We start from the raw sequence: 18,419 nt of genomic DNA on the forward strand, positions 1-18,419 counted from the left end.
CGCACAAGCCGACCCTAGCCGTTGATATTGGGAGCAAACACTCGCTTTCTCGGCTGATCCTCCGCACACTCCGACCGGCTACGGAAGTGGCTGAAACGTTGCGTGCATAAGCTTCCTATCATATTCGGTTTTCAGCAGATATGTACGGAACGACAATTTTTAGGATGCAGGGATAACGACAACCGCGCCTTCAGGCTGTATCTAGATAACAAGTACTAATTCGGAACACAAACCGGGTTAGCCAAGCATTCAATTGCCAAGCGATGCAGTTTTGCAGCGCTCTCAATGTGCACCGACATATATCCAAAACAAGACTGAGACATGGGAGGATAGTTGTGAACTATCTCGGCAATATACGTGCGCGTTCTGTGCAGACTTCGGTCCACAGCAGGAACTATTCATCACATATCCACCAGGCACGAAAGAGAATTCTTGTCGCCGGCGGCGCCGGCTTTCTCGGATCACATCTATGTGAGGTGCTCCTGGAAGCGGGGCATGAGGTGATCTGTCTCGACAATTTTTCCACAGGTTTGACGCGCAATATTGCTCGTCTGAATCACTCCGATGCCTTCAACATCGTCGCCCACGACATCGTGCTGCCCATCGAGCTGGAAGTTGACGAGATCTACAATCTCGCCTGCCCGGCATCTCCCCCGCAGTATCAATCCGACCCGATCCACACCATGAAGACCTGCGTAATAGGGTCGCTCAACCTACTGGAACTGGCCGCGCGCACGGGTGCACGCATCCTGCAGGCATCCACCTCCGAGGTCTACGGGGACCCGCATGTCCACCCGCAAGTCGAAAGTTACTGGGGCAACGTCAATCCCTTTGGCCCGCGCTCCTGCTATGATGAAGGTAAGCGTTGCGCAGAGACTTTGTTCTTCGACTTTCACAAAACGCACCACGTCGAGATCAAGGTCGTTCGCATCTTCAACACCTACGGTCCTCGGATGCGCCCGGACGACGGCCGCGTAGTTTCGAATTTCGTCGTCCAGGCCCTGACGGGACAGGACATTACGATATACGGCGACGGCTCACAGACCCGTTCGTTCTGCTTTGTCGACGATCTCATCGACGGCCTCATTCGCATGATGGCGTCATCGGCGTCGCTGACGGGACCGGTAAATCTCGGCAACCCCCGGGAATTCACGATTGGAGAACTGGCTGAACAGGTGATCGGATTGACCGGGTCCCGGTCAAAAATCATCCACCGCCCGCTGCCCGCCGACGATCCTCGCCAGCGCCGCCCCGATATTACGCTCGCCATACGAGAACTCGGCTGGCGTCCGAATGTGGAGTTGGCGAGCGGCCTCATGCAGACGATCGATCATTTCAATCGCCTTTTCACCCGCACGGCCCCCGACTTAGCGGGGGCGATCTGATGGTTGCAGTCCGTGTTCTTGTCACAGGCGGCGCCGGCTTTATCGGCAGTCACACTGCCAAGTTGCTTCGGTTGGAAGGGATCGAGCCGATCGTCTACGACAATCTCACTACCGGGCACCGATCATCTGTCCGCTGGGGGCCTTTCATCGAGGGCGACGTCCTCGATTCCGACGGCTTAATCGAGGTCATCGAAAAATATGTTCCCGACGCAGTCATTCATTTCGCGGCCTCGGCTTATGTCGGCGAGTCGGTGCAAAATCCCGCCAAATATTATAACAACAATGTCTGCGGTGCATTGTCGCTTGCCGATGCCTGCCGGCAGACCGGACTTCAGAACGTCATATTTTCATCGAGTTGCGCCGTCTATGGGATCCCTCCCGCACTACCGATTGATGAGGCGACGCCACAAGCTCCGATCAATCCTTACGGCAAGACCAAGCTGATCGGTGAGAATGTGCTCGCCGACTACGCGGTTGCTTTTGGCCTGCGTTACGTCGCGCTGCGCTACTTCAACGCCTGCGGAGCCGATCCGGATGGCGAACTTGGTGAATGGCATGTTCCAGAAACCCACCTCATTCCGCGGGCAATGCTGGCTGCAGCCGGCCGGATCCCGCACCTGGAGATCTTCGGTGACGACTACGACACGCCGGATGGTACCTGCGTAAGGGATTATATTCACGTCGCCGACCTGGCACGCGCCCACATTCTGGCTTTTGAGCATCTCGCCAGAGGCGGGGCAAACCTTGCTCTCAATCTCGGCACCGGACGCGGTTTCTCCATCAAAGAAGTCCTGCTCATGATCGAAGAAACGACCGGGCGCGAGGTTCCGATCGTGATCCGCCCGCGCCGGCCTGGCGACCCGCCCAGCCTTTATGCGGACCCGAGCTTAGCGCGTGAGCGGCTGCGTTTCTGGCCTCAACACTCCGACCTGAAGACCATCGTACGGACGGCCGCCCCGTTCTTTGGATTGGAGGTGCACTCGTGAGCGAACTTTCAATCGTCAGAGCGACGGATGCCTCGGAGCGATCGCAAGAGCCGCTGCTTGTGCCAGTTCTGACTGGGCATCGCCGGGCGGAATATCTTTGTGGGGCGGGCGTGTGGGCGGTTGCTTTCATTTACTTTTGGGCCTGGTGGCTGGAGTCACGCCATCACACGGATGCGTTCGGCTCGATTATCGCGAGCCTCGTGCTGATCTGGATCACCGTTCTGCCGGCCTATTTCATCATCGTCTTCTACCGGGCAACAAGGCCAAACGGCCCTTTGCGCCTACCGGCCGGCAGTCGCGCAGCCATGGTCGTGACCAAGGCACCGTCGGAGCCCTTCTCCGTCGTCAAAGAGACATTGCAGGCGATGCTTGCCCAGGATGTGCCGCATGATACCTGGATTGCCGACGAGGACCCTTCCGCCGAAACCCTCCTCTGGTGCAGCAGGCACGGCGTCTTCGTTTCAACCCGCAAAGGACGACCCGACTACCACAGGACCTCCTGGCCCAGGCGGACGCGTTGCAAGGAAGGCAATCTCGCCTTCTTTTACGACACTTACGGTTACGACCGCTATGACTTCGTGGCACAGCTCGATGCGGACCACGTTCCCGAGCCTGGCTATCTTTTCCAGATGCTGCGCCCGTTCGCCGATCCGAAAATTGGCTACGTCTCGGCGCCCAGCATCTGCGATAAGAACGCGTCCGAAAGCTGGTCGGCACGCGGAAGGCTCTATGCCGAAGCCAGCATGCACGGCTCGCTTCAGGCCGGCTACAACGGGGGGCTGGCGCCGCTGTGCATAGGATCGCATTACGCGGTTCGCACGGCGGCGCTCAGGGAGATCGGTGGCCTCGGCCCGGAACTGGCGGAAGATCACTCGACGACATTGATGATGAATGCTACCGGTTGGCGGGGCGTACACGCCCTCGACGCTATCGCCCATGGCGACGGACCCGGCACCTTCAGCGACCTTGTGACACAGGAGTTCCAGTGGTCGCGGAGCCTCGTCATGCTGCTGTTGCGGTACTCGCCCCACGTTGTCGGCCGGTTGCCGCTCAGGCTCAAGTTCCAGTTCCTCTTCTCCCAGCTCTGGTATCCGCTCTTCGCACTCTTCATGCTTCTCATGTTTGCGATCCCGATCATCGCTCTGGCTCGTGGCGAAAACTTCGTGGCTGTGACCTATCCGGATTTTCTCGCGCATTTCGTACCGCTCTCGGTCATTCTCGTGCTGATGGCCTACCGCTGGCGAGCCAGCGGTTCGTTCCGGCCCTACGACGCAAAGATCCTGAGCTGGGAATGCATGCTCTTTCTTTTTGCGCGCTGGCCCTGGGCAGTCGCCGGTACCTTGGCTGCGGTCCACGACTGGTTCACCGGATCGTTCGTCGATTTCCGGGTCACCCCGAAAGGTCGAACGGAGGTCGCTCCGTTGCCGCTGCGCGTTCTGGCGCCTTACATCTTCCTCGCAATCGCAGCTGTACTGCCAGCCCTGTCTGCCAACGGTGCCGGAGCGCCCAAGGGGTTCTACCTCTTCACCATCCTGAACGCGGCAATCTACTCGCTGCTGCTGTTGGTCATCGTTGTCCGGCATTCACGGGAAAACACAATCGCAGCAGCCCCCCGTTTCTACCGCCCGGCAATGGCGACAGCGCTCCTGACGCTTATCGCACTGCCGGGGGTTGCAGCGATCATCCACGGGAAAGACGGGGCCGAGGCACTCGCCTGGGGGAGCGGACGCTTGCAGATTTTCGAACAGCGCTATGCGGTTGCCGGTGCCGGTAAGGGTGGAGCCGCACTACGCAGGACCGTCTTGAAGCCACGATGGATTTCCGTTCCGGCGGGAATCGAATTGAAAACGGGGGCTGCCATCCGGATTGGCGGCGCCTAAGCCTGAAGGAGATTGACAATGCATAGCCTGTCGAAAGTAGTGGCCTTGTCACTAACCAGCCTGTTGTTGTCCGGAGCCATGCTCACAGCAACGGCCCCGCGCGGGGTTCCCAAAGCGCAGTCACTTGCGATGACAGCACCATCAGCCACGCTATCAATCAAGAGGCCGATCGTAGGCCCTGAATCGATAACCGTGGGCGCCTATGATCCGCATGGCGATTTCGCCGAGGCGCTCAGTTCGAAGATCGAACATCTCTTTCTGCCATGGGAGGACGTCGACCTTTCCACGCTGACCTTTGCCGACAACTATGCGCAAGCTCGCGGCCGCACCTTACTGATCTCCGTCGAGCCTTGGTCCTGGTCACGCGATTGGCGTCAGAGCTCGCAAGAGCTGTTGCGCAGCATCGTGGACGGTTCACGCGACGGCAACATGGCCGCTGTTTGCTCGGCAGCCGCCGCGCTGAAAAGTCCGGTCATCATAAGGTGGGCGCAGGAAATGGACGAGACGGACAATCAGTTCTCCTGGTCGCACTGGCGTGGAGTGGATTATGTGGAAGCTTATCGGCGGATGGTTCGTGTCTGCCGGGATCATCTCAAGACGGCCAAATACATGTGGTCGCCCAAGGGCAATGAAGGACTCGAAGCCTTTTATCCTGGTGACGACGTCGTTGATGTGGTCGGCCTCTCGATCTTTGGCCTGCAGCAGTACGATAGGGATAAAACCGGCCGTGATCAGACGTTTTCGGAGCGCCTATCGCCCGGATATGGTCGTGTCGCGCGGTATGGCAAACCGATCATGGTTGCCGAACTCGGCTACGAGGGAGATGACTCGTATGCGCGGAACTGGGCCGAAAGCGTGACAAAGCGATACGCTGAGTTCCCGGCGTTGAGCGCCGTTGTCTACTTCAACGATCGTGAAGTCTATCCGTGGCCAGACGGCTATGGCCGACCTGACTGGCGGATTACCCGCCAGACCATCAATTGACCAAGAAGGAGCCCAAACATGTCGACAGTTCAAAAAGTGCTTCTTGCCGCCGCATTAGCTGGCAGCATGGCCACGGCCGGGTCTGCGGCAGGAACGCGGGAGCACGCCGGAATCGAAACCTCGAAGCCTCTGAGCAATGCAGAAATCTACAGACTCTATGGCAAGAATTCTTGGATCTGGAAAGCTGGCGCAGGCTATTTTGCCGTAAAGGCGCGCACCTTCACCGCTTGGTCGCGGGAAAACGGCGCAGTGTCCTACGGCATAGGCCGCTGGTTCATCACCACGCCGGGTAAGCTCTGTTTCAACGCCGATTGGCACGCCAAAAATGGGATGGCAGCGGCAACCACCTGCTTCAGCCACCGCAAGATGGGAGGCCTGATCTATCAGAAGCGTGAGCCCGATGGCAAATGGTACATTTTCAGAAATGCTCCGTCACAAACGACCGACGAATTCGCAAAGCTTCGGCATGGCGATTACGTGAGTTCGCGACTGCGTCGCATTGAGGCAATCGTCGGTCAAGACAAGTGACGGCGAAGCGAAGGGTCGCAGCAACCCTTGCCGCCAATGTTACGAACTTTCATATCAAGCGGCCCTCCCATGTGGCGGCAAAACGGAGACCAGGATGATTACCAGTTCAAAAGGAAAACACATCGAACTGAGACAGATTTCGAACTGCAGAAGAGAGGTCGAAATCGCGATGATGGAAATGCTCGATAATCTGGAGAAACGCGGATGGTCCGCAGCGGAATTGGCACTGACGCTTGCAGATGCCTCCGAGGATCATGTTATGCTGATCGCGCGGAAAGAACCTGCATCGCATTATACAGTGCGTTTTTAGGCTCAGGACTCATTGCATCAAGGCCAAAAGATGACGGCTGCAGCGATGCATATTGCCGAGAAGAAGGTGTGGGCGCAGCGGTCGTATCGGGTGTGAATTCGCCTCCAGTCGTTGAGCCTGCCGAACATGTTTTCGATCTTGTGGCGCTTTTTGTAGAGCGCCGGATCATGTGGGATGACGACCTTGCGGTTTGTCCGAGACGGAATGCAGGCCGTGATCTTGCGTGCGGCCAAGGCGTCTCGAAACCAGTCGGCGTCATACCCCTTGTCGGCCAATAGGGTCTTGGCCTTGGGAAAGGCGGCAAGCATTTTCGCTGCCCCTTTGTAGTCGCTCATCTGTCCTTCGCTCAGAAGCGGGATGAGTGGTCGACCGTGATCATCCCAGACGGCATGCAGCTTGGAGTTCAATCCACCTTTGGTACGTCCGATACGTCGGGGAACATCCCCTTTTTTAGCAGACTGGCTGCGGTGCGGTGGGCTTTCAAGTGGGTCGCGTCGATCATCAACTGCTCGGGCCTGCCGCCGCGTTTAGCCGTCAGTTCGGCCAAAATCCGGTTGAACACGCCGAGCCTGCTCCAGCGGATGAAGCGGTTATAGATCGTCTTGTGCGGGCCGTATTCCCTGGGAGCGTCGCGCCAACGTAGTCCGTTGCGCAGGACGAAAATGATGCCGCTCAAAATCAACCGGTCATCAACGCGCGGAACACCGTGCCACAGTGGGAAATACGGCTCGATCCGGCGCATTTGCGCCTCCGACAACAACAGCAAATCACTCATTGCGGCGACCTCCTTTCGATCCCAATGAATCAAAGGCGGTAAGCGGCAGCAAGCAATTTAATAGGTCCTGAGCCTAGATATGGACGAGTATACTGACCTGGAAGCACTTTCTCATCGCGCCTGTAGCGACATGGCACAGGTTCGCCCGGTGCTCGACAAGATCGCTGACAAATGGACGATCCTGATATTGACAGTGATCTGTCCCAAACCCTCGCGCTTCAACGAGATCAAGCGGCGTCTCGACGGGATCACGCACAAGGCTCTTGCCGACGCTTTGAAGAGGCTTGAGCGGAACGGTCTTGTGACGAGAACCGTGATCCCAACACAGCCGATTGGCGTGGAATATGCAATTACTCCACTAGGCATTCACTGCGGGAGCCGTTTGAAGCGCTGTGTACATGGGCAGCGGCCAACGGCGACAAGGTCGAGGCGGCGACGATGCGCTATGACAACACGGCAATCGTCGCTGACGATGTCGCTATGACCGCTTCTAGTGCACAGGCGACGTGAGGTCGCATCACGAGGTCTGCTTTCGGGCGGGAGCCACGACGTCTTTTATGACCGTAATGGTGAAGGGTTTCGGGTGCCGTCAGGCGTACGAAAGCCTCTCATGAAGGAACCCGCGATCGGCATTCTCTGAGCTATGGGGTTTTGTGTATTGGAGCTTCCGGTGGGCCGTCGATCGCCGCGGCGTTTGTCAGTCCCAGCGGGCCGAAATGGTGTTTGCAGGTGTGATCGCCGAGATTTTCTTGGTGATTGGGAGCGCGTTTGCCCGGCTGGAAGCCATCGCCATTCGGACTGGCGCAGGCCCTCCCGTTGGCCGGCTCTGCTTTGAGTGGACCATATGAACTGATCTGCCGTGCCGGGTCATGACGCACTCTCCCGGTTCGTTGTCGCCCTATCTGGCGGTCCACGCGGTTACCGCCAGCGTTCGAACACCTTGATGACGATCATGCGTCCGCCGCAACATGGGCATGGCGGGCGGGTGTCGTTCGGCTCATCGGCTGCGTCGTCAGCGGGCGGCGGGACAGCGTTCAGGAGTTCGCGGGCGCGAGCGATGCTGATCTTTCGCGGGCTGCCGGCCAGCGGACCATAGTGCCGGATGCGGTGGAACCCGCGCGGCAGAACATGGAGCAGGAAGCGGCGAATGAACTCGACGGTCGCGAGCGTCATGATTTGCTGCCGGTCGCAGCCGCCGCGGCGGTAGTCCTTGGAGCGGAAGGTGACGCCGGTCTCATCGAACGAGATCAGGCGACTGTTCGAGATGGCCACTCGGTGGGTATAGCGCGGCAGATAGGCGAGAACCGCTTCAGGTCCTGCGAAGAGCGGCTTGGCATAGACGATCCAGCGTTTCTTGCGAACCGGCGACAGGTGGCGCACGAATGCCCTCCCGCGAAGCGGGTTCGTGCATGAGGGCGCAAAGCGGACGTTCAGCCTGCTAATCTTCCATCTGTGATTGGGTGCCATTGCGAAAGTGAGCGATGCTCGCCTTGAAGGATGTGAACCAACCACTGGATTTTCACAATTGATATTAATGAACTGCTCCGCCATCGCAGTTTTCAGCAAGCCACCTGTGTCGTCCGTGTCAGTTCCTTGCTATCCTTCTGTACGCCGGCCTGTGGCCGCGTCGAAAAGATGAACATCGGCCGCGCTGACAGCAATGTTTATCGTGTCGCCGGGACGCAAGGCGATGCGTTCGCGCAGCAGTATTGTCAGATCCTGATCCTGCGCCCGGACGGTTACCTGCGTCTCCGACCCCGTCGGTTCAACTATCGCGACATGGGCGGGAATGCCCCCTTGCGTGACCAAGAGAAGTTTTTCCGGCCGCACACCGTAGATCAGTTCGCGATCACCGCCCGCAAGCCTCCTGTCGGGCGGAAGCGGCAGAGGAACGCCGCTTGCAGTCCGGAAAATCCTGGGATCGTCGGACTGAATGCGGCCTTTGATCAGGTTCATGGGGGGCATGCCGATAAAGCCGGCGACGAAAGTCGTCGCGGGATTGTCGTAGATATCAAGCGGCGTGCCGACCTGTTCGACCATGCCGTCGCGCATGACGACAATGCGGTCCGCCATGGTCATCGCCTCCGTCTGGTCATGGGTAACATAGACGGTCGTGATTTTCAGCCGCTGATGCAGTTCCTTGATTTCCGCGCGCATCGCCACGCGCAGCTTGGCATCAAGATTGGACAGCGGCTCGTCGAACAGAAAGACCTTGGGATCGCGCACGATGGCCCGGCCCATGGCCACGCGCTGGCGCTGACCACCGGAGAGGTGGCGCGGATGGCGATCGAGATAAGGCTCCAGCGCCAGGATCCTCGCCGCATTTTCAACCCGCCGCGCGATCTCGTCCTTGGCGACGCTGCGCAGCTTCAGCGAAAAGCCCATGTTTTCTGCAACCGTCAGGTGGGGGTAGAGCGCATAGTTCTGGAACACCATGGCGATGTCCCGATCCTTGGACCTGAGGTCGTTGACCACGGTTTCCCCGATCGAGAGCCGGCCGTCGCTGATCGATTCCAGCCCGGCGATCATCCTGAGCAGCGTGGATTTTCCGCAGCCAGACGGGCCGACCAGGACGATGAATTCGCCGTCCTCGATGGCGACATCGATACCGTGGATGACCGGCAGGCTGCCGTAGCTCTTCCTGATATTCTGCAATGCAATAGAAGCCATGTCTGTCCTCCTCCCGGGCGGCCTTCAGGCCGTGCCCTCGCCTTCATGGTTCACGGCCGTGCGTTGGCCGGACGAAAACATGATCAGCGCGAACAGTGGTTCGGAGCCGAGAGCGCGCGCCCAGTGGCGAATGTTGCGGGGAATGCGTATGGCATCACCCTGTTGCAACACATACAGCGCATCCCCCAGTTTGTGCTCGCAACTGCCTGACACGACATAGAGGATTTCCTCGCAGTCGGGATGCGAATGCAATTGATTGCGTTCGCCCGGATTGATACGGCAGGTGCCGAAGGTCATCTCCGCACCCGGCGTGCCTTCGCCGGTGATCTTCCAGTTCAGTTCGCCCCAGGATGTCGGCACGAACTCGCCGCCCGCCTTCCTGAAGATGATGTCGCTTTCCGTCATGTGCGGCTCCCGGATCAAAGATTGATGGTGACGCCGGCATCGGCGCGTCGGTAGAATTCGAAGAGTTTCATGATCTCGCGCGCGACCTCGAGCGTTCCCTTGGTGATCGGGCGCCCGGACTGGATCGCGTCGGCCAGGTGCAGGATCTCCGGCACGTAGCCGAGATAAAAGAGATTGTTGTTATAGAGCTGTCCGAGCGAATGCTCCGGCTCGTAGACCAGGGCCGCGTTGGCGTCGGGCTGGATGAAGCTCGCCGCACGGCCATAGCTCGGCAGGTCCGCCTTGCGGAAATAGGTGAGCTTGCTGCCGTTCTCGACGATGGCGTTTGCGCCCTCGCCGATGACCTCGACCCGTTCGAACATGCTGGCGCCGGACTGGCCGGCCGCGAAGTGCAGCGTGCCGATCGCGCCGGAGCGGAATTTGATGTTGGTAATGGTCGCCCCCGTCACCGCCTCCCACTCGTAGCTTGCCCGCTCGATCTCTCCGCCGAGAAAATTGAGGATCGAACCTGGATGGTAGATGTGGTCGAGGAAGCTCTGCATTTTGACGAGGTCGCCGCGCTCGCCAGGCGCCGGCAGGCTCTGGGGGTAGCGCACGTTGATCGAGGTCAGCCTGCCGAATTCCGGCGAGCCGATCAGGTCCTTGAGCTTCTCGATGGTCGGGAAGAAGGTCTTCTTGAGGCCTGTCATGACCATGCGCCCGGCAGCGGAGCTGGCCGCCATAAGCCGCTCGATCTCCTCGACGCTGGCGGCGGTCGGCTTTTCCATCCAGACATGGCAACCCGCCTTCAGCGCATCCAGCGCAAGGTCGGTTGCCTGCACCCGCCCGTCTGGATGGTAGGCCGTGACCAGGAATACCAGGTCGGGCTTTTCCTTCGCCAGCATCTCGTGGTGATCGCTATAGGCCCTTTCCGCGCCGAACAGCCTGGCGAACTTGGCCGCGCGCGCGATGTCGAGGTCGCAGATGCCGAGCAGTTCGACCGGCGCATAGCGCAGGGCCGGATAGACATTGCGATAGGCATGGCCGCCGGCGCCAATGAAACAGGCCTTGATGCGATTGTCGAATTCGAAATTGTAGCGGATTTCCCGCTGGACATGATGTGACATGGTCAGCCCTTGATTGCACCCTGCGTCAGGCCCTCGGTAAAGCGGCGCTGCATCAGGATGTAGAGAATGATGATAGGCAGGAAGGAAATGACGGTGCCGGAAAACACCAGCCGGTATTCGGAAGCGTAAGTGCTGGCGAACCTGACCAGGCCGAGCGGCAGAGTCTGCACCTCGGGACTGATCAGCACGATCAGCGGCAGGAAGAAATCATTCCAGGTGGAGAGCGCGCTGATGATCACCAGCGCCTGGATTGCGGGCGTCGAGATCGGCAACAGCACCTTGGTGAGGATCTGCAGATGCGATGCTCCGTCGATCTTGGCGGCCTCGATCAGTTCGTCGGGCACGCTCATGAAGAAGCTGCGCATCAGGAAGATGCCGAAGGGAATGCCGCTGCTGACCTGAGCCAGCACGATCCCTGACAGCGTGTTGACCAGGTTGAGGCCGAACAGCACCTGATAGAGCGGGATGACAATGGCCTGGACCGGGATCGTCAGCCCCAGGATGAAGGTGTAGAAAAGCCATTCCCTGCCGGGAAAGCGGATCTTGGCCAGGGCATAGCCGGCAGGCGCGCAGGTCAACAGGGACAGGACCACTACGCCTGCGAGATTGAGCAGGCTGTTGCCCACAAGTTCCCCGAAGCCGCCGATCTGCCAGGCATCCTGGTAGTTGCGCCACATAAGGTCGGCGGGCCAGGCATAGGGATCGGCCTGCCCGATTTCGGCCTCGGTCTTGAGACTCGACACGATGAGCCAGGCAAAGGGGGCCAAGATTAGCAGCATGACGGGAGCGAGGCCGAGCACGACGGGCCATTCGCGGTGACGGGTACTCATTTCGAAAGCCTCGCACGCCAGCGGTTGAAGACGAGGGTGATGGCGATCGCCAGCAGGCTGAGCAGGATGCACAGCACCGCCGCTCGCCCGTGATCCTGCGACTGGAAGGCCAGCCTGTAGATGTAGGTGGTGATCAACTCGCTCTGATAGAACGGCCCCCCGTTGGTCATGACAAAGACGGTCGCGAAGCCTTTCAGGCCGTTGATCATGGCCAGCGACACGACGAAGGTGGTCACTTCCCGCAACCCCGGCAAAGTGACGTACACGAGCTTCTGCCAGGCTGAGGCACCATCGACCTCCGCAGCATCGTAAAGCGAGTGGTCGATGTTCTGCAGGCCGGCAATAAACAGCAGCATGTAGAGGCCAAAACCCTGCCATGAGCTTGCGACGTTGACGGAGAAAAGCACTAAAGCCGGATCCGAGAGCCATCCTTGCGTGAAGGCGCCCAGCCCCAGTTCCGTCAGCGCGGTGTTGAGAAGGCCGTAGAACGGATCGTAGATATTGGCCCAGATGACCCCGACCACGGCCAGCGACACCAGATGCGGCAGGAAAAAGGCGGTGCGGAAAAACACCTGCGTGACCTTCAGCCGGCTGATGGCGAGCGCAAGCCCAAGCCCAAGGCCGCCGGCCAGCACCACATGGTAGATCAGCCACAGGAACGTGTGCCACAGGCTCTGCCAGACGATGGGATCAACTGCCGTGGCCGCATAGTTGTCGAGACCAACGAAGCTGGAGGCCGTGTTGAAACCGGCCGAGCTGTTGAAGCTCAGCCAGAAGGTGGCAGCAATCGGCAACAGGCTGAAGATCGCGTAGAGCACCAGGGCAGGCGCCATCAACCAAAGCGCGCTGCCGGTGTCGTGGCTGTCGAAGCGGCCGGCTACGGCCTCTCCCGCTTCGACTGTTGCCGTTTTGGCTATTGCCGAACGGTTGCCAATGGGAGCAACAGTGCTGCTCCCGGGCGTTTCACGATTGATCACGCTATTTCGCCTCTGCCAATTTTGCCTGGATCTGCTTCATTCCGGCCTCGCCGGTGACCTGCCCGGAGATCAGTCCCTGGATCACCTGGAAATAGGTGTCGAGCACGGTGGCGGGCAGGTAGACGCTGGGATTGTAACCGACGCCTGCGGCTGCGGCCGCGAAGATCTCCTTGAGCACGGGGGTCGGCGGCTCGATGCCGGTCAGTTCACGCGGATAGATCATGGTGCTGGCCGGCGCCTGGGCGCGTTTCTTCATCACGGGGTCGGACAACATGAAATCTATCCATTTCATCGCCAAATCAGGTTGCTTGGAATTGACCGGTACGAGCCAGCTCCAGCCGACGCCGCCGGTCGGGATCGCCTCGCCCGGAATGTCCGAGGGCATGGGCGCGTAGCCGGCATTGACAAGATCGTATCCGGCCTTGCGTGCATTGGCGGTGAACCAGGGACCGGCGACGAACATCGCCGCGCGCTTGTTGAACCACAGCCGCGAGGCGCCATCGAGATCGAGGCCCGCCATCTCCTTCTTGATGAAGCCGGCCTCGACCAGCTTTTGCAGACGCACGGCTCCAGCCGTGACCTTGGGATCGTCCCAGGCGATTTCCTTGCGCAGGGCCTTGCCGATCGTCTCCTTGCCGCTGGCAGACTGCAGCAGGTTGCCGAACAGGTGGCCGGCGCTGCCGGTTGTGCGCGGACCGATGGCGATCGGCTGCAAGCCCTTGGCCTCGATGGCCGTCAGCAGGGTCTCGAACTCCTTCCAGGTGGCGGGAACCTTCCAGCCGGCCTGAGCGAAGAGATCCTTATGATACCAGATACCCAGCGCATCCAGTCCGTCGGGCACTTCATAGACTTCGCCGCCGAACTGCCCTTTCAGCTCGGCATAGAGCCAGGGATAAATCTGGTTCTTCCATCCGCGCTTCTCGTATTGCTCGGTCAGCGGCATGACCTGCTTGGCGTTCCTGACGATGCTGATCCGGCCGATGCCGGAATTGGTCAGGATAACGTCCGGCCCTACATCGGACTGGATTGCGGATTGTACTGCACCGTTGCTGATCGTGCCGGTCGGCGGCATGAACTCGACTTTTACGCCGGGATTGGCCTTCTCGAAATCCGCCTTGACGCCGTTCCAGAGTTCGGCGACCAGCGGTTCGGTGATCTGCTCCGGCCCCCACATTTTCAGCGTCTGGGCATTGGCGACGGCGCCGCTGACGAAAATGGCCAGCGCTGCAACGCTGCCTGTAAGAAATTTCAGCATTGTTTCCTCCTCTTGAGCGAGCCATGCATGGACCGCCTCCCGTTTGTTGGAAAAGGGGGACCTCCCTCCCCTTTCCGTCCCGGTTATGACGCCGGGGGTTCCTTCTTGAAGCGCGCGAGCACCGCTTGCTGCACGTCGCTGATATGCGCATGCATCAACGCCTTTGCCTGCGGGATGTCGCGCGCCCTGAACGCCTGCAGGATCTGATCGCGTTCCTGCGCGGCGCGTTCGGCGAACTCCTTGCTTTCATTGGCGATAGCGCGGCAAATCTGGATTTGCAGGGCGAGCCGCGAGAGCGTTTCGATGAGAGGCGCACTGCCCGAGAGTTCGGCGATAGTCTCGTGGAACTCCCGGTCGCGGGTGCCGTAGGTCTCGAGATCCCCGCGCCGCAGCGCCGCAACGGCCTCGTCCAGAATCCGCTCGAAACCGGCGATGTGGGCATCGCTCATCTGCGGCACCGCTAGTTCCACAGCGAAACATTCCAGCGTCTTGCGCAACTCGTAGAGATCCCCGACCTCCTTTTGGCTGAAGCTCCGGACGAAGAAACCGCGATAGGGCTTGATCTCGATCAGCCCCTCCTTTGCCAGCGTACCGATTGCCTCGCGAAATGGGGTACGACTTACCTGGAGCCGGTCCGTCAGCAGCTTCTCGTCGATCGATACGCCGCTCGGCAGCTCTCCCGATACGATCAGGCGAACGATCTCCTCGTAAATCCGCTCTCGAAGCGTCTGGTGGTGCCGAGCATTCATGGTTTCATTTCCGTCTGGATTTCGATAACCAAGTATGCAATATCCAGAAGAATATACAATATGCAAAGCGCAGTTTTTCTAAGAAATCTGCTTCGCCGTGAGGAGACGGCATAAAAAACGGGAGGAATAACAATGGGAAAGGTCTATATCGTCGGCACCTGCGACACCAAGTTCGCGGAGCTGGACTATGCCAGGAGCGCAGCCAGACAGGCCGGCGCAGAGGCGATCTTGGTCGATGTCGGCACGCAGAATGCGCATCCGGGCGCTGATGTCGCCGCCGACGAGGTAGCAGCACGCCATCCGTCGGGCGCCGCCGCCGTGCTCGGCCAGACCGATCGCGGCACGGCCATTTCCGCCATGGCCGAGGCGCTGACCGTCTTCCTGCGGGAATGCGGCGATGTCGGCGCCGTTCTCGGGCTGGGCGGCACCGGCAATACCGCGCTCGTCACCCAGGCCATGCGTGGCCTGCCCATAGGGCTGCCGAAGCTGATGGTATCGACGGTGGCATCCGGCAATGTCGCCCCTTATGTCGGTCCAAACGATATCGCCATGATGTATTCGGTCGTCGATATCGCGGGCCTCAACGCCATATCCCGCAAGGTGATTGGCAATGCCGCCCATGCCGTTGCCGGCATGGCGCTGCACCCACCAGTTCCGTCCGCCGACGACCGGCCGGGCGTCGGCATCACGATGTTCGGCGTGACGACCGCCTGCGTCACGCAACTGAGGGATATGCTGGGCGAGACCCACGAGCTATTCGTCTTCCATGCCACCGGCGTCGGAGGGCGGTCGATGGAGAAGCTGGCGGATTCCGGCCTGTTGCAGGCGGTCATCGATGTCACGACGACGGAAGTTCCGGACCTTCTGGTCGGAGGTGTGTTTCCCGCGACGGAGGATCGTTTCGGTGCCATCATTCGGACGAAGATGCCCTATGTCGGCTCGGTTGGGGCCGTGGACATGGTAAATTTCGGTGCGAAGGAATCCGTGCCGGCCGAATTCCGCGACCGCCGCTTGCATGTGCACAATCCCCAGGTGACCCTGATGCGCACCACGCCGGAAGAGAACCGACAGATCGGTGCCTTTATCGTCGAGAAACTGAACCGCATGGATGGGGCCGTGCGTTTTCTCCTGCCGTTGCAGGGTGTGTCGGCGATCGATGCGCCGGGGCAACCGTTTCACGATCCCGCCGCCGACGAAGCCCTGTTTTCGACCATCCGCGATGGCTGGCAGGCGGCGCCGAACCGGCAGTTGATCGAGGTCGACGCCCATATTAACAGCCGTGAATTCGCGGCCGCACTTGCTGCCAATTTTCGCGACATCACCCCTTGAGAATTTTCGCTTTCCTTCGAACCGCGGGAACTCTCTATCCATTGTCTTTACGCAATTCCGTACGTCAAACCCCTGCCTACCTTTGCCAGGATTACTCGGAGGAAAAATCATGACACGTCATTCACGCAACGAGATCCTGCATCGGCTGCGCCGCAAGATCGCCGACGGGCGGCCGATCATCGGCGGGGGCGCCGGTACCGGCCTTTCCGCCAAGAGCGAGGAAGCCGGCGGCATCGACCTGATCGTGATCTACAATTCCGGCCGATACCGCATGGCCGGCCGCGGCTCTCTGGCCGGCCTCCTGGCATATGGAAACGCCAACGACATTGTGCGGGAGATGGGGCGCGAAGTACTTCCTGTGGTGCGCCACACGCCCGTTCTCGCCGGGGTCAACGGCACAGACCCCTTCATGCTACCCGACCTGTTCCTGGACGAACTGAAGGCCATGGGGTTTGCCGGCATCCAGAACTTCCCGACGGTCGGCCTGATTGACGGCACGTTCCGCGCCAATCTGGAGGAGACCGGGATGAGCTTCGACCTGGAAATCGACATCATCGCGCGCGCCCATGCCAAGGACATGCTGACGACACCCTATGTCTTCGGAGAAAGCGACGCGATTGCCATGGCCAAGGCCGGGGCGGATATCGTCGTGTGCCATCTCGGGCTGACGACCGGCGGCGCGATCGGGGCCGAGACGACCGTCACGCTCGACGAATGCGTCGAACGCATCAATGCCTGGTCGGACGCGGCCCGCTCGGTGCGGGACGACGTCATCATGCTATGCCACGGAGGCCCGATCGCCATGCCGGACGACGCCGCCTATGTGCTCTCCCGCTGCAAGGGCTGCGACGGGTTCTATGGCGCGAGTTCCATGGAGCGGTTACCTACGGAACAGGCTATCAAAGCGCAAATCGAGGCTTTCAGCAGTCTAGCTGGTAGAAGGTAGCTTCCACCGACAAGCGATGTCGGCGCGCCTTCTCGTGGCCAATTATGGAGCAACGCGCCACTCGGCTTCAAAAATTCACCCGAAGGAATGCTATCGCGGCAATTTCGCCAGGCCCTTCGCCAGGATTGGTCCCGTAGGTCGACCGGTCGGGGCAAAGGTGGCGCTCGCCGCCATCAGGGGCGAACAAACACTGGTGGAATTGTCCCAGCAGTTTGATGTGCACGCCAACCAGATCAAGCAGTGGAAAGACCAACTCCTTGAGGGGGCGACAGGCGTTTTCGGCGATGAAGCCAAGGCGGAACCGGCGGGTCCAACCGTCGACGTCAAAACGCTGCATGCCAAAATCGGGGAGCTGACGCTGGAAAACGATTTTTTAGCCGGAGCGCTCGGCAAAGCGGGCTTGCTGGACGGAAAAAAATGATCGACCGCGAGCACGAACTGTCGGTCGCGCGCCAGGCGAAGCTTCTCGGCTTCAGCCGTGGCACGGTCTATTATCTTCCTCGTCCAGTGCCTGACGGCGATCCTGCCCTGATGCGCCGGATTGACGAGTTGCATCTCGACTACCCCTTTGCCGGAAGTCGGATGTTGCAAGGGCTCTTGAGAGGAGAAGGGCTGGAAGCTGGGCGGCTGCATGTCGCCACGCTGATGAAGAAGATGGGCATCGAGGCGATCTATCGCCGCCCAAACACCTCAAAACCAGCGCCTGGGCACAAAATCTATCCCTACCTCCTGCGCAAGCTGGCGGTCACCCGGCCTAACCAGGTCTGGGCGATGGACCTGACCTACATCCCCATGGCGCGGGGATTCGTCTATCTCTGCGCTGTCGTCGACTGGTTCAGCCGGAGGGTTCTGTCATGGCGGCTGTCGATCACGATGGAAGCAGCCTTCTGCATCGAAGCGGTGGAGGAAGCACTTGCCCGCTGTGGCAAGCCGGAAATCCTCAATACGGACCAGGGATCGCAGTTCACCTCCATCGACTTCACGGCGGTGCTGAAGAAAGTAGAGATTGCCATCTCGATGGACGGCAAGGGGGCGTGGCGGGACAATGTCTTCGTCGAGCGGCTCTGGCGGTCGATCAAATACGAGGAAGTCTACCTTCACGCCTACAAGACCGTGTCCGAGGCCCGCGCTGCCATCGGCAGATATCTGACCTTCTACAACAGCCGACGCCCACATTCATCCCTTGACCGGCAGACGCCGGATCAGGCCTACTTCAACGCGCTGGCACCAATGATGGTGGCAGCATAATCGAGGCGGAAATCCACTTAACGAAACGCCCGAAACTGTTCAAACAAACCGAGCCA

17 protein-coding genes and 2 pseudogenes are annotated in these 18,419 nt (G+C 59.8%); 10 read left to right on the plus strand and 9 right to left on the minus strand.

All coding sequences use genetic code 11. The features are described 5' to 3' along the window. Window positions 1-368 precede the first annotated feature (368 nt). The 6 genes from ABCW43_RS28525 to ABCW43_RS28550 all read left to right on the plus strand — a co-directional run bounded on the left by ABCW43_RS28525 (window position 369) and on the right by ABCW43_RS28550 (window position 6,073). Complete coding sequence (locus tag ABCW43_RS28525) at window positions 369-1,385, plus strand: UDP-glucuronic acid decarboxylase family protein (RefSeq protein WP_345930723.1); 1,017 nt, start codon at window positions 369-371, stop codon at window positions 1,383-1,385. After that, window positions 1,385-2,371 (plus strand): UDP-glucose 4-epimerase GalE, encoded by a 987-nt coding sequence (galE, locus tag ABCW43_RS28530; protein ID WP_345930708.1) that lies wholly within the window; start codon window positions 1,385-1,387, stop codon window positions 2,369-2,371. Before ABCW43_RS28525 ends, galE begins: the two co-directional genes overlap by 1 nt. Beyond that, window positions 2,368-4,251: a glycosyltransferase family 2 protein gene (locus ABCW43_RS28535; RefSeq protein WP_345930709.1), complete on the plus strand. Its 1,884-nt coding sequence runs from the start codon at window positions 2,368-2,370 to the stop codon at window positions 4,249-4,251. Before galE ends, ABCW43_RS28535 begins: the two co-directional genes overlap by 4 nt. 18 nt (window positions 4,252-4,269) lie before the next feature. Next, window positions 4,270-5,235 carry a glycoside hydrolase family 26 protein gene (locus ABCW43_RS28540; protein ID WP_345930710.1) on the plus strand — a complete coding sequence of 322 codons (966 nt, stop codon included), beginning with the start codon at window positions 4,270-4,272 and terminating at the stop codon, window positions 5,233-5,235. Between the two features lie 18 nt (window positions 5,236-5,253). Further along, entirely contained in the window at window positions 5,254-5,763 is a 510-nt protein-coding gene (locus ABCW43_RS28545; RefSeq protein WP_345930711.1) for a DUF995 domain-containing protein, read from the plus strand. Between the two features lie 94 nt (window positions 5,764-5,857). Then, entirely contained in the window at window positions 5,858-6,073 is a 216-nt protein-coding gene (locus tag ABCW43_RS28550) for a hypothetical protein (protein ID WP_345930712.1), read from the plus strand. A gap of 17 nt (window positions 6,074-6,090) precedes the next feature. On the opposite strand, the gene ABCW43_RS28555 is transcribed toward ABCW43_RS28550, so the two are convergent. Further along, a protein-coding gene (locus ABCW43_RS28555; RefSeq protein ID WP_345930713.1) for an IS5 family transposase occupies window positions 6,091-6,848 on the minus strand; the annotation gives its coding sequence in 2 pieces (ribosomal slippage) (window positions 6,091-6,512 and window positions 6,512-6,848; 759 coding nt in all). Between the two features lie 79 nt (window positions 6,849-6,927). Here ABCW43_RS28555 and ABCW43_RS28560 point away from each other — a divergent pair. Further along, window positions 6,928-7,358: pseudogene (locus ABCW43_RS28560) on the plus strand (winged helix-turn-helix transcriptional regulator). Between the two features lie 408 nt (window positions 7,359-7,766). Here the strand turns inward: ABCW43_RS28560 and ABCW43_RS28565 are convergent. The 8 genes and pseudogenes from ABCW43_RS28565 to ABCW43_RS28600 all read right to left on the minus strand — a co-directional run. Beyond that, window positions 7,767-8,234 (minus strand): annotated as a pseudogene (locus ABCW43_RS28565) (IS91 family transposase); the annotation flags it as partial. Between the two features lie 210 nt (window positions 8,235-8,444). After that, a complete protein-coding gene (locus ABCW43_RS28570; RefSeq protein ID WP_345930714.1) occupies window positions 8,445-9,518 on the minus strand; it encodes an ABC transporter ATP-binding protein in 1,074 nt (357 codons plus the stop codon). Between the two features lie 24 nt (window positions 9,519-9,542). Next, the gene (locus tag ABCW43_RS28575) at window positions 9,543-9,923 is read right to left on the minus strand and encodes a cupin domain-containing protein (protein WP_345930715.1); all 381 of its coding nucleotides are present in this window, start codon (window positions 9,921-9,923) and stop codon (window positions 9,543-9,545) included. Window positions 9,924-9,937: 14 nt separating this feature from the next. Further along, a complete protein-coding gene (locus ABCW43_RS28580) occupies window positions 9,938-11,029 on the minus strand; it encodes a Gfo/Idh/MocA family protein (RefSeq protein WP_345930716.1) in 1,092 nt (363 codons plus the stop codon). A gap of 2 nt (window positions 11,030-11,031) precedes the next feature. After that, window positions 11,032-11,859, minus strand: a complete 828-nt coding sequence (locus ABCW43_RS28585; protein WP_345930717.1) for a carbohydrate ABC transporter permease — start codon at window positions 11,857-11,859, stop codon at window positions 11,032-11,034. Beyond that, window positions 11,856-12,776 (minus strand): carbohydrate ABC transporter permease, encoded by a 921-nt coding sequence (locus tag ABCW43_RS28590; protein WP_445739021.1) that lies wholly within the window; start codon window positions 12,774-12,776, stop codon window positions 11,856-11,858. Before ABCW43_RS28590 ends, ABCW43_RS28585 begins: the two co-directional genes overlap by 4 nt. Window positions 12,777-12,837: 61 nt before the next feature. Then, window positions 12,838-14,091: an ABC transporter substrate-binding protein gene (locus tag ABCW43_RS28595; RefSeq protein ID WP_345930719.1), complete on the minus strand. Its 1,254-nt coding sequence runs from the start codon at window positions 14,089-14,091 to the stop codon at window positions 12,838-12,840. 83 nt (window positions 14,092-14,174) lie between these two features. Next, the gene (locus ABCW43_RS28600) at window positions 14,175-14,840 is read right to left on the minus strand and encodes a GntR family transcriptional regulator (RefSeq protein WP_345930720.1); all 666 of its coding nucleotides are present in this window, start codon (window positions 14,838-14,840) and stop codon (window positions 14,175-14,177) included. Window positions 14,841-14,972: 132 nt separating this feature from the next. Here ABCW43_RS28600 and ABCW43_RS28605 point away from each other — a divergent pair, with 132 nt between their 5' ends. The 3 genes from ABCW43_RS28605 (at window position 14,973) to ABCW43_RS28615 (ending at window position 18,363) form a co-directional block, all read left to right on the plus strand. Then, on the plus strand, window positions 14,973-16,169 hold the full coding sequence (locus ABCW43_RS28605; RefSeq protein ID WP_345930721.1) for a Tm-1-like ATP-binding domain-containing protein: 1,197 nt from the start codon (window positions 14,973-14,975) through the stop codon (window positions 16,167-16,169). A gap of 109 nt (window positions 16,170-16,278) precedes the next feature. Next, window positions 16,279-17,115, plus strand: coding sequence for a phosphoenolpyruvate hydrolase family protein (locus ABCW43_RS28610; protein WP_345930722.1), 837 nt, complete (start codon window positions 16,279-16,281; stop codon window positions 17,113-17,115). Between the two features lie 124 nt (window positions 17,116-17,239). Further along, window positions 17,240-18,363, plus strand: a protein-coding gene (locus ABCW43_RS28615) for an IS3 family transposase (RefSeq protein ID WP_445739022.1) whose coding sequence is annotated in 2 segments (ribosomal slippage) — window positions 17,240-17,495 and window positions 17,495-18,363 — 1,125 coding nt in all. Because the reading frame shifts where the segments join, the coding sequence is not laid out codon by codon here. Window positions 18,364-18,419 lie beyond the last annotated feature (56 nt).

This window comes from Neorhizobium tunisiense, from assembly GCF_039631515.1.
In the GTDB taxonomy this organism is placed as follows: Bacteria; Pseudomonadota; Alphaproteobacteria; order Rhizobiales; family Rhizobiaceae; genus Neorhizobium.